Annotated in this window: 11 protein-coding genes; 5 read left to right on the top strand and 6 right to left on the bottom strand. The window is 38.7% G+C overall.

What is annotated here, in order from left to right; all coding sequences use genetic code 11:
- Nucleotides 1–30 precede the first annotated feature (30 nt).
- The gene (locus H0W62_04125; protein MBA3647728.1) at nt 31–312 is read right to left on the bottom strand and encodes a hypothetical protein; all 282 of its coding nucleotides are present in this window, start codon (nt 310–312) and stop codon (nt 31–33) included.
- A gap of 269 nt (nt 313–581) precedes the next feature.
- Here H0W62_04125 and H0W62_04120 point away from each other — a divergent pair, with 269 nt between their 5' ends.
- The gene (locus H0W62_04120) at nt 582–2,033 is read left to right on the top strand and encodes a PQQ-dependent sugar dehydrogenase (GenBank protein ID MBA3647727.1); all 1,452 of its coding nucleotides are present in this window, start codon (nt 582–584) and stop codon (nt 2,031–2,033) included.
- Between the two features lie 303 nt (nt 2,034–2,336).
- Here the strand turns inward: H0W62_04120 and H0W62_04115 are convergent, their stop codons facing one another.
- Nucleotides 2,337–2,735 carry an Hsp20/alpha crystallin family protein gene (locus H0W62_04115; protein MBA3647726.1) on the bottom strand — a complete coding sequence of 133 codons (399 nt, stop codon included), beginning with the start codon at nt 2,733–2,735 and terminating at the stop codon, nt 2,337–2,339.
- Between the two features lie 160 nt (nt 2,736–2,895).
- Between H0W62_04115 and H0W62_04110 the strand changes: the two genes are divergently transcribed.
- From H0W62_04110 to H0W62_04100, 3 genes are read left to right on the top strand one after another with little or no spacing between them, the layout of a single operon-like run.
- On the top strand, nt 2,896–3,117 hold the full coding sequence (locus H0W62_04110; protein ID MBA3647725.1) for a hypothetical protein: 222 nt from the start codon (nt 2,896–2,898) through the stop codon (nt 3,115–3,117).
- 52 nt (nt 3,118–3,169) lie between these two features.
- On the top strand, nt 3,170–6,148 hold the full coding sequence (locus tag H0W62_04105; protein MBA3647724.1) for a glycoside hydrolase family 92 protein: 2,979 nt from the start codon (nt 3,170–3,172) through the stop codon (nt 6,146–6,148).
- Nucleotides 6,072–7,130 (top strand): DUF4421 family protein, encoded by a 1,059-nt coding sequence (locus H0W62_04100; protein ID MBA3647723.1) that lies wholly within the window; start codon nt 6,072–6,074, stop codon nt 7,128–7,130. The genes H0W62_04105 and H0W62_04100 overlap by 77 nt, the downstream gene beginning before the upstream one ends.
- Nucleotides 7,131–7,147: 17 nt before the next feature.
- On the opposite strand, the gene H0W62_04095 is transcribed toward H0W62_04100, so the two are convergent.
- Both H0W62_04095 and H0W62_04090 read right to left on the bottom strand, forming a co-directional pair.
- Nucleotides 7,148–7,984, bottom strand: a complete 837-nt coding sequence (locus tag H0W62_04095) for an MBL fold metallo-hydrolase (protein ID MBA3647722.1) — start codon at nt 7,982–7,984, stop codon at nt 7,148–7,150.
- A 73-nt stretch (nt 7,985–8,057) separates the two neighbouring features.
- The gene (locus H0W62_04090) at nt 8,058–8,552 is read right to left on the bottom strand and encodes a 6,7-dimethyl-8-ribityllumazine synthase (GenBank protein MBA3647721.1); all 495 of its coding nucleotides are present in this window, start codon (nt 8,550–8,552) and stop codon (nt 8,058–8,060) included.
- Nucleotides 8,553–8,761: 209 nt separating this feature from the next.
- Here H0W62_04090 and mgtE point away from each other — a divergent pair, with 209 nt between their 5' ends.
- Nucleotides 8,762–10,144 (top strand): magnesium transporter, encoded by a 1,383-nt coding sequence (mgtE, locus tag H0W62_04085; GenBank protein ID MBA3647720.1) that lies wholly within the window; start codon nt 8,762–8,764, stop codon nt 10,142–10,144.
- Nucleotides 10,145–10,160: 16 nt separating this feature from the next.
- On the opposite strand, the gene H0W62_04080 is transcribed toward mgtE, so the two are convergent.
- A complete protein-coding gene (locus H0W62_04080) occupies nt 10,161–11,651 on the bottom strand; it encodes a T9SS type A sorting domain-containing protein (GenBank protein MBA3647719.1) in 1,491 nt (496 codons plus the stop codon).
- Nucleotides 11,652–11,935: 284 nt separating this feature from the next.
- On the bottom strand, nt 11,936–12,145 hold the full coding sequence (locus H0W62_04075) for a hypothetical protein (protein MBA3647718.1): 210 nt from the start codon (nt 12,143–12,145) through the stop codon (nt 11,936–11,938).
- Nucleotides 12,146–12,195: the final 50 nt, after the last annotated feature.

The following is a 12,195-nucleotide window of genomic DNA, read 5'->3' as shown; positions in this document are numbered from 1 at the left end:
TTGGGTAAGGCACTTTATTCCCACAAAATTCTACCCGATAAATCCATCACATCTATTATTGTTTTTATAACTGATGATGCCTCGCACATGCAGTGAAAAAATACCACATGAGGAATTAGAATAAACCTGCAAATAAAAATCACCATCAATGAAATTGGCTGTTTCTTTCATCGAAGAAGTAGTAAATAATTGGAAGGGAATAAGCTGAATGCAGATATAGAGTATTGTACCAATAATCAATCTATTTCCTTTTATCCAAAGCCATTTAACAGGCAGTAAACGGTTATGTATTAACAGTACTTTATAACTCACTATAAAAAAAGTATAAAAAAAATTTTGGCATCGCCCTGCTTTAACAAAGGAATAGTCCTGTTTAGAACAAAATTATTCCTGCTGCGCACTATTTAATTATTCTCTTTTACATGCAACAGTAAATTACTTCGTCAAATCGAAACTATAAACATGTAATTCCTGATTATTCCCATTGTATAATATCTCATTAATATTTTCAATTGCATTGCATGTATCAGTTAATTAATAGTACCCATTACTTAATTATTAAATCACTAAAATTAAACACAATGAAAAAAATTTCCTTAATCGTCACATTGCTGTTTGCCACAGCATTCCTAAAGGCACAAACGGACCATTTACCTAACCTGAAACTTAAAACCTTTTCTTCCGGCTATAATCAGCCGCTGGGAATTGAAAATGCCGGTGATGATCGGTTATTTATTGTGGAACGAACCGGCAAAATCTGGGTATGTAATTCTTCGGGAAAAAAGAGCGATGCGCCCTTTCTGAATATTTCCGATTTGATCACTACCGACGGTGACGAACAGGGTTTACTGGGACTTGCCTTTGATCCAAATTACGCGGCCAATGGCTACTTCTACGTAAATTATACTAACAAAGATGGTAATACCCGAATTTCAAGGTTTAGTGTAAAACCAAACAATCCAAACCAGGCAAAAAAGCAAAGTGAACTTGTATTATTGAAAGTAAAGCAGCCCTTTATCAACCACAACAGTGGATCTATTCGTTTCAGTGAAGGGTATTTATACATTCCGCTTGGCGATGGAGGCGATGCTGCAGATCCATTGAACAATGCACAAGATCCTGGAATTTTGCTGGGAAAGGTCAGCCGCATAGATGTAACCCACGGAGAGAATGGAAAAAATTATTCCATTCCGCCAACCAACCCTTTTATAGGGGTAAGTGGTTATCTTCCCGAAATATGGGCAACTGGTCTGCGTAACCCATGGCGCTTTAGTTTTGATGCATTAACTGATGATATGTGGATTGGTGATGTTGGACAAGATGATTGGGAAGAAATAGATTTCCAGCCAGCAGGAGAAGGTGGACTTAATTACGGATGGAGCTGCTGGGAAGGTTCCCACTTTTTTAAAGACGACTGTAATCCGAATGGTACCCCGCCTACATTTCCCATAGCAGAATATGAGCATATTGTAAGTCCGGGCTGTGGCGGCACCATTATAGGTGGTTTTGTTTACCGGGGAGCAAACTATCCGGATATGTATGGTAAGTATATTTATGCTGATTATTGCACAGGAATATTTCGGGCAGTCTACCAGGATAAGGGTGTTTGGGTGAACCGTTATATAAGCACGGAAGATCCTTTTGAGTACACAGCCTTTGGCACTGACGTGGATGATGAATTATACGTAACTGATTACATTAATGGAGAAATTCTTCATGTTAAAGATGCAGCAGCATCAAAAGAGCCAAGGTCAACTAAAAAACTCGGACAAAAGTCAAATACCGAACAGATTTCTTTATATCCTAATCCTAATGCCGGGCAATTTACTGTTGAGTTGAATGCACTTTATAATGGAAATAGCTTTGTAACGATTTTTAACCAGATCGGGCAACAGATTTTATCAGAAACAAAACCATTGCAGCAGGGAATAAATAAATTTAGTTTCGCTTCGGAAAAATTAACTCAGGGCATCTATATCCTTCAGATTCGTGCTTCTGATGGAACTATCAACAAAAGATTTTCTGTGCAGTAAATATTCAGGAAGCTTTTTAAAAAAGCAGCAGACCTCCTGCTGCTTTTTTTTATTGTTGAACCAGAACTGATGTGATCAGTTTGCAACATCCTGATCAACATTATATCAACTTAAACGAATCATAATCATGCCTGGTTTGGCATAGATAATAAGAGGTTGTCTCAAAGGTATAACTGCGTCCTTGCAAGGCCAGGGCCGAAGCAATCTCAATAATTATCAAATGGCTTTATATTGAGATTGCTTCATTTCGTCACAATGACGCCTTTGAGATCAGCCTCTTCACTTTAATGTCAACCCTAAAATTTAATTGATTTTAATTTCCTGTTTAATATTTTCTTTCCCAGGAATTATAGGAACACTCACCTGCAAAACTCCATCCTGATACTTTGCTGAAATATTCTTCACGTCGTCAGTATCATCAATAATGAAAGTTCTTACAAAACCGCCACGGCTGTACTCCCGGAGCACCCATTCAGGCCGTGGAAATCCTTCAGGTGGTGTATAAGAAATCCCAAGTTCCTTTCCTTTTACATCAATGTGAAAATTTTCCTTTATGCGGCCTGGTGCAAACACCAGTAATTCAAAACTGTTCTCCGTTTTGTAAATGCTTACAGCAGCTCGCTGCATGGAGCGGAAGGCAAGATGTTTGTTCCTGCTTCCGTAATCGGTGCCTTTAGCGGCGCATGACTCGTTGTGGTACATGTTAGTTGTTTTTAAATGAATAAATATTACATGCACTGACGGTTAAACCATTTAAATATTTTACGGAATAAAAGCCATCAAGGCCTTCGTAAATTCAAGTATCGGCATTGTATGTTCCCCGGAGTTTATATCTTCATTACATTTAAGCTGAATTTTAAAAATGAGTAAAGCATTTGTAAAGGAATCGGATGATGAATGGCTGAATGAAATTCAACCTACTATGAACGCCCTTATTAATTTTTTAACGAGGGAGAATAATGGAATTAAAATTTTTGAAAAGAAAATTTACGTTCATCCTGGCACTAAAAAGGAAATTCATGAGATGAGCAATGGCCTTTCCTATAGTATTAATGATGACGAAAGATGGTATGTTATTGATTAATACTGTGCAATGAACTTATTAAATAAGCAGTTGGGAACTGATATTAGTTATTATGAAGTTGCTTAATAAAGGCTGGATTTGTATTTATTTGATTGCAGGTATTCTAATTTTCCCGACCACCCTTTATGCTCAGCTTAATTCACAGTATGTAAATCCTTTTATAGGTACCGGAGGCCATGGCCATACTTTTCCCGGTGCAACGCTCCCGTTCGGTATGGTGCAGCTTAGCCCTGATACCCGTGTTGATGGAAGCTGGGATGGCTGCAGCGGCTACCATTACAGTGATTCTATTATTTACGGGTTCTCGCACACTCATCTCAGCGGTACAGGTGTTTCAGATTATGGCGACATACTATTGATGCCTACTACGGGCCGGCCTGTTTTGGAAGCTGTGAAAGAAGGGAACTACAAAAACGGTTATGCTTCCCATTTCACCCATAAAAATGAAAGTGCCTTGCCCGGATATTATTCCGTACACCTGGATGATGACAATATTGATGTTGAGCTAACCGCTACTACAAGAACAGGATTTCATAAATACACATATCCTCAATCAGATCAATCCAATATAATCCTTGACCTTACCCATCGTGATAAAACAGTAGAATCATCTGTCAAGGTGATTAACCACAGGTACATTGAAGGAATGCGGCGGTCTGCTGGCTGGGCTCCTAACCAGGTCATTTATTTTGTAGTGGAATTTTCAAAGACATTTGATTCATATGGATTATCAGAAAATGATTCCTTGCGAAATAATATTTCAGAAGCTTCAGGAACTAACGTAAAAGCATATTTCCGGTTTACCACTTCAAAAGATGAATCCATTTATATAAAGGTGGGCATCTCGGCGGTAAATATTGAAGATGCAAAAGAGAACATTGATGCCGAAAACTCAGCCTGGGATTTTGAAGCAGTACGAATCAATGCTCAGTCTACATGGGATTATGAACTGGGGAAAATTGCCGTAAGCGGAGTTACACTAGTGCAAAAAAGAATATTTTATACAGCGCTGTATCATTGCATGATAGCTCCAAATGTTTTCAATGATGTAAATAAAAAATATTTGGGACATGATTTTAAAATCCACCAGGCAAATCATTTCGATGTGTATACAGTATTTTCTTTATGGGATACTTTTCGTGGACTACATCCGCTGCTTTCAATCATCGAAACTAAACGTACTTCAGATTTTTTAAAATCCTTGCTTGCGATCTATCATGAAAGCGGGCGCTTACCGGTATGGCCCCTTGCAGCGAATGAAACAGATTGCATGATTGGATATCATTCGGTTTCCGTAATTGCTGATGCGGCGGTGAAAGAGGCACTATCCGTTCCATATCCTGAAGTTTTTGATGCAATGAAACACAGTGCAGATACAAATCTTTTTGGCTTAAAAGCTTACCAACAGCAGGGGTACATCAGTATGGATGACGACGGTTCCTCAGTATCTAAAACGCTGGAATATGCCTATGATGATTGGTGCATTGCACAGTTTGCCATGCAATTAAATGATTCTGCAGACTATAAGGTTTTCATTCAACGGGCGCAGAACTGGAAAAATATTTTTGATCCTAAGACAGGATTTATGAGGCCGAAAAAAAATGGAAATTTTCTTTCACCTTTCGATCCTTACGAAGTAAGCTTTAATTATACGGAAGCAAATGCATGGCAGTATGCATTTTTTGCTCCCCAGGATATAGATGGATTGATTCATGCTTTTGGAGGAAAAGCGAAAGCAGCTGCAAAACTGGATTATTTATTTTCCACAAATTCCCAAACTACAGGGCGTGAGCAATCAGACATCACCGGAATGATTGGTCAATATGTCCATGGGAATGAGCCAAGCCATCACATGGCGTACTTATACGATTACATGGATGCACCCTGGAAAACTCAAAAGCTGGTGCATCAGATTATGAGTGAATTTTATAAAGATGCTCCGGATGGCTTGATTGGCAATGAAGATTGCGGACAAATGAGCGCCTGGTATGTTTTAAGTGCAATGGGTTTTTATTCTGTTACTCCCGGATCACCTTATTATGCTTTAGGTACTCCCGCCTTTGACACCGTTCGAATTTATATAGAAACCAAAGATTTTGAACACAACAAGCCCTTTACCATTATAGCACATCATCTTTCCGATAAAAGTTTTTATATCCAGTCAATGCTTATAAACGGTAACCCTACCGATAGCCTGTTTATTTCAAATGCTTCCATCCTTAGAAAAGAAACGGTGGAATTCGAAATGGGACCTGAACCAAAAACTAACTGGAGCAAACAGGCACGACTTGCTCCTGCTTCATCCATAAATGATTTTCAAATCGCTGTAGACCCTGTAATAATCGCGGACCACACTTCTTTTCATGATTCCTTAAAAATTGAAGTAAAGTCATTTCAATCAAACGTTAAGCTTTATTATACATTGAATAATGCTGATCCCGATTACCGCTCAACAAGATATACCATCCCATTTTTCATCTCCAAAACCGATACTGTTAAAGCTATTGCAATAAATCAAAAAGGGCAGCCAAGCCATATGGTGTCAGCAAGGTTTATTAAAACGGATAACGACTGGAAACTGAATTATATTAAAAATTATAATTCTCAATATACAGGTGGAGGTGACGAGGCATTATTTGATGGTATAAGCGGTTCATCCAATTTTAGTGCTGGAACCTACCAGGGCTGGTGGGGAGATGATATGGAGGTGATCATTGATCTTGGAAAAATAAAAAACGTGTCCTTTGCTGGAGCAGAATTCCTGCAGGACATGCGCTCCTGGATTTTAATGCCTGAAGACCTGGAAGTAAAAATTTCTCTTGACGGAAAAACGTATTCAGATCCGGTAATTACCGGGAATACAGTACCTGATAAGGAGGAAAATCCCTCAACAGAAATATTAGGTGTTGCAATAAATAAAGAGGCACGGTATATTAAAATTAAAGCGACAAATTATGGAATCTTACCTTCGTGGCATCCTGGTGCAGGAAATAAAGCCTGGATCTTTTGCGATGAAATATTTATTAAATAGATACTGCTGTATCATTTTTATTACAGCGCTTTATTACGGAACAAAATCTGTGGATGCACAGAACATCCTTTTTCATAAGACTACTTATGATTCTGCCTACATTATAAAAGAGGCATCGGTGTATTCCATACGCGCATATTCAGTCTCGAAGTATAATCACTTCAACTTACGAGACAATTCAGAAAATAAAGTTGCTTTTGTACCCGATTATAAAATAGCTATTGGATTAGGCTTTTCTTACAAAAACCTCGCACTGGACCTTGGAATTCCCGTTTTCCATACTACTAAAGATACCATTCACACTAAAAATTTAGATTTCATCGGAGCTTTTTACCCTAATCAAAATCTCTTTGATATCATTGCTCAATCGTATAAAGGTTTATTTCTTAACCCTGATGGAAGTAAGGGCACTAATTCATTTCCCCGGCAATTTAGAAAGGATATTAAAACTCTGAACTTAGGCATTGATTATAGTTATCTCTTCAACTACAAAAGATATTCGTTTATAGCTCCCTATATCGGCACTGAAATTCAAAGAAAAAGTGCCGGCTCTCTTTTGGCAGGCGGTTTTGTTTCCTATTACCACCTTACCGCAGATTCCAGCATTATACCGGTAGGTATAAGCGGCGATCTGAATGAAAGTCTGCAAATAAATAAAGCCAGCTTATTCAGCTTTGGCCTCACGGCAGGATATGCTTATACTTTAGTATTGCCCAAAAGATTTTTTATAACACTTTCTGCTACACCGGGCATTTCCTTTAATACAGGTGAGGTTACTACTGTAAACAACTCTAAATCAAACAAGCCGTTTACCGCTTCATTTAAATTAGTATCGCACGATGCAATAGGATATGGCGGTAAAAAATTCTATGGCCTGGCAACTGTGTTTATTGATAATAATTACGTTTCTATTGCAAACAAAAACAGGTTGGACTATTTTCCCGGCAAAGTAAAATTTATACTTGGCTATCGGTTTAATTGATCGGAGGATTAAGAATTTCAAAGTTCCTTTATTTTGATCTCCTCTCCTTTTCTTATTTTTCCATCCGTCTGATTCAAAGTGCATGCTTCGATACTGCGATCGTGCTCGAAGAATAAAATATAATTTTTGGCAGCAGCTTCATTCAAAAAACTTTCCTTTTCCTGCAGCGTAACCATGGGACGAATATCATAAGCCATTACATAAGGAACCGGAATATGACCGGCTGAAGGGATAAGATCAGCCATATAAACAAGGGTGAAGTTTTTATAGTGAATCACCGGCAGCATCATTGCTTCAGTATGACCATTTACGACTCTTGCGTTGAAACCAGGGCAAATTTGTTCATCTTCATTCAAGAATTTAAGCTGCCCGCTTTCCTTTACGGGTAAAATATTTTCTTTCAGGAAAGATGCTTTTTCCCGTTGGTTTGGCTTTGTTGCGGCTTCCCAATGTTTTTCATTGCTCCAATACACAGCGTTCTTAAATGAAGGAAGTAATTTCCCAACTGCATCATATTTAACTGCGCCTCCGCAATGATCGAAATGAAGGTGTGTAAGAAACACATCGGTGATATCATCCGAAGAGAATCCGTTTTCTTGAAGAGACGATTCAAGTGTGTCTTCGCCGAATGGCTCGTAATAAGAAAAAAATTTTGCGCTCTGCTTATTACCCAATCCGCAATCTATTAAAATCAACCTCTCATTCATCTCCACCAAAAGGCAACGCATAGCCCATGAACAAAGATTCTTTTCGTCAGCAGGATTAATACTATTCCAGATTGTTTTTGGTACTACGCCAAACATGGCTCCTCCATCAAGCTTAAAATAACCCGTATCAATAGTGTATAGTTTCATAGCATTTATTACGGCCTTTACAGAAAATTATCTATGCGAATACTTTTTCTAATAGTGGTAAAAAAAATCAAAGTCATTTCACAAGCTTCTTCTTCAGAGCAATCATCTTTACTGCTGCCACTGCGGATTCAATACCCTTATTTCCATATTTTCCACCTGCACGATCACGGGCCTGTTCCATGGTATCTGTGGTAAGTACTCCGAAAATGAAGGGAATATTATATCGAAGGTTAAGGTCCATAATACCTTTGGCTACTGCCTCACAAATAAAATCAAAATGACGGGTCTCTCCCTGAACCACACACCCAAGGCAAATAACCGCATCCATCTTTTTTGTTTCGACAAGAAGTTTCGAAGCGGAAGGCAATTCAAAGGCACCAGGCACTTCAACCCTTGTCACATTTTTTTTCTTCAAACCAGCTTTCAACAATGTCTGCCTGCATCCCTCGAATAAGGCATCCGTTATTTCTTCATTCCATTGAGCTACCACAATTCCTATCCTGGTAGTATCGAGATCGGGCATGCCTTCCTCATTTAAATCAGTTATATTTTTAAGATTTCGCGCCATTACAATGGCTCAAATATATAAAGTCTGTGTACTGTGAATTTGTTATTTTGAAAAATCTGTATTTCTTAATAATAATTTAACTCAAACAATTATCTGAATGTAATAGCATAAATCCTTTCTTCCCGCCATTTTTATAAGGATATTTGCACCACGAAAAATGTGTATTACTGCGAGCGGAAATACACTAACAATTTAAAAAGTATACTGCAATGGAAATGCTCGATATAAAAAGGCCGGATGTTCACACACTGCTTAGGTTTGGTAATAGCTCAGAGCTGGCTTCCCACCTGAACAAGATGCTCATTGGTGACATCATCGACTTAATTAACGAGGAAGATGAGGAAAATAAAGCGATCATATTTAATTGTTTATCCCTGCCGCTTGCCATTAAAACTTTTAAGCTTGTTGAATTAAATGAGCAGAAGCACCTGATCAAAAGCATTCCTGAAGAAAAAGCAGCACAGGTTTTAAATGACCTTCCTGCAGATGACCGCACTGCTTTTTTTGAAGAGCTGCCGAGCCCTGTAGTTAAAGAACTGCTGAAGCTGCTTTCCAATGAAGAGCGCACCATTACGCTTTCATTGCTGGGTTATCCTGAACATAGTGTAGGTCGATTGATGTCCCCGGATTATATCGCTGTAAAAGAAGACTGGACCATTCAACAAGTGCTTGACTTTGTGCGGGAAAATGGGCATGACAGTGAGACGGTTAACGTACTTTATGTGATAGATGATCAAGGTAAATTAATAGATGATTTAAGGATACGTGAAGTACTGTTTGTATCCCCTGACAAGAGAGTCTCTGATATTATGGACAACCGTTTTATTGCCCTTGCTGTAACCGATGATGAAGAGGAGGCAATCGGGGCTTTTAAAAACAATAACCGATTTGCTCTGCCGGTCATCGATGCTGAAGAGATTTTAATAGGAATCGTTACTATTGACGATGTTCTCCGGCTGGCAGAAGAGGAAGGCACGGAAGACATGCAGAAAATAGGTGGCGTTCAGGCACTTGAAGAGCCTTATATGAATGTGCCTTTTTTAAAGCTTATGCAAAAGCGTGCCGGGTGGCTGGTGGTTTTATTTCTTGGGGAAATGCTCACGGCTACGGCAATGTCTTTTTTCGAGGATGAAATTGCAAAGGCAGTCATTCTCGCCTTATTTATTCCTCTTATTATTTCAAGTGGAGGGAATTCAGGCTCGCAGGCTTCTACGCTTATCATACGCGCTATGGCGCTGGGTGAGGTGTCCCTCAAAGACTGGTGGCGGATTATGAGAAGAGAAATTTTTTCCGGGTTATTTCTGGGAATGATATTGGGCTCTATCGGATTTTTTCGTATAGCCGCCTGGACCTTGTTTACTGATCTCTATGGTGTGCATTGGATACTGGTTGCCTTTACCATTTTCTTTTCCTTGATTGGGGTAGTATTATGGGGAACTTTATGCGGTTCTATGCTTCCCTTATTTCTTAAAAAATTAGGAACTGACCCTGCGGTTTCCTCGGCTCCTTTCGTGGCTACTCTCGTGGATGTAACCGGCTTGTTGATCTATTTCTCTATTGCAGTTTTATTTTTTAGAGGGACATTGCTGTAGGGGCGACCTAGTTTTCTTATTCTTTCAAGATTTTCTCGGTTACTTCTCCCCGATCTGTTTTCGCTTTAAGTAAGTAAACACCTGCGGTTTGATCCTGTAGATTAATAAAAACATGAACAAAACCATTCATGGGCTGCACGGTAGGATTGTAAATAAGTACTCCCATGGCACTATAAATACTAATGGATACTTCTTTCACTCCTGTAATAGTTAGTTGTGTGGTTTGAAAGCATGGATTAGGATAAATGCTGTGTGTAAAGGCAACATCTTTAACTCCGGGTAATGAAGTAAATGTCGTATCGCATTCGCTTCCTTCGAGAGGGCCAAGGTGATAGTTGGGGAGATTAGGAAAACCACTTCCCCAATAGGTATGAGGGTAAAGTGTTATTCCATTTTGAACAAAATTGCATTTCAGGCCAGCAGAGTCCGGATCGTTAATTACATGCAAAGATGCATTCCCGTCGTAATTACAGATATATATCTTACCATCAGGCCCTAATTGATGGTCGTAAAAATCTGTTATAAGAGGATTGAGCGAATCATTGTAGACACCAATTAAAACCCGGCTTGCCTGGATATCGTCCGCCTGCAGATCAAACTGAAAAAGATATTGCCAATGATTAGCGCTCAGGTAAGCATATCTTCCGCTTGGTGAAAATGATAATCCCTCTAATTGATACAGGCTATCGCTTACTCTTATTTGTTTTCGATTGCTAAGTTCACCACTACATCGATTAAAACTGTAAAGTTCAAAAACTGTAGAGTCATGATTATTTTTAATAAATTGATTCCCTGCCTGACTAAACTTTGCATTGCAAAAATATCCTGTAGCATTAAAACCGGTATAGATCATTCCGATATTCTGAGAATAGGGTCCATGTATACCCGTATTATCAATAAGGAATCGATAGTAATTATTATTACCATATTCATGGCAAAGCAGCCACCAGTCTCTTCCATTCCCGTGTTTGACAGCCTGAATGCCTGAATCTGTAAGAGTATCACTAAAGAGAATGAGCTCTTTTTGATCAGAAATAACTCCTCCTTTGCCACCATAAAGCTTCATATCAATCACATCATAGTATAAATTCATTGTAGTTAAATCCGGTGTGCCCCCAATCTCGATATTATCCAAGTCAGTATGGAACAGATAAAATTTATTTGAATCTCCAACAAAAGGTATGATCACGGCACCATCGTGTATCGGGTTCCAAAATGAAAAATTTCCTAAGTTGAGATTTTTCCCATTTTTCATTAGCTGGAAATCCCGATTATAAATATTCAGGCCGTTCGTATAAAACATCAATTTCCCATCTTTGTCGCAGATGCTGGCATTGCATCTCCAAATAGGCATGTCACTCGGAAACTCCACTGCTATGGTGCTGTCGTTATTGAAATCAAGGCCACTGCCTTCAAATGATATCCATTGATTGCCTTCTTTCTGGGCAAGGCAAATTCCTCTAATCAAAATAAAACCTAAGGTGGTTATGAGCTTTTTTTTTATCAATGAATAATCCATTTTTTCCTACCAATAAGATAAGGTATAAATATGTAAAGTAATATCACTCTTGTGAAAAGTTCAAAAAGATATATCAATTGAACTTGTATTAACTGCTTGCCTCCCTGCAGATTCACCTCCGAAGGAAGATAGGTGCCCGAAAAGTAAGACGCAGGAAACCAGCTGATAAAATCTATAAAAAGTTTTCATTAATCACATCCAGACAGCGGTTAGTTTAATAAATAAATACGCCCCTCACTAATTGCAAGGGGCGCATCCGTTAATCAATCAACTTATTTACTGCACTTGCTGCAATCCTTGGAGTCAGTGCAAAGACTGTTGTCTGTATGCAACTTATCATTCACTGCTGAAGTGGTTCCGGCCTTTGTGCTGATGCTATTCGAATGATCCGGACAAGTAATTTTATTTAAGCTGTTTCCTGCAAGCACAGCTGATCCAATAATCATTGCGGAGAATATCGAAGCGATTGCAATTTTTTTCATGTCTTGATATTATTATGAATTTAATTTTCTAAAGTCAAGAAGATTAACGA

The organism is Chitinophagales bacterium (assembly GCA_013816805.1).
In the GTDB taxonomy this organism is placed as follows: Bacteria; Bacteroidota; Bacteroidia; order Chitinophagales; family UBA10324; genus MGR-bin340.
Note: the sequence above shows the minus strand (reverse complement) of the source record. Positions and strands in the feature narration are given on the sequence as shown.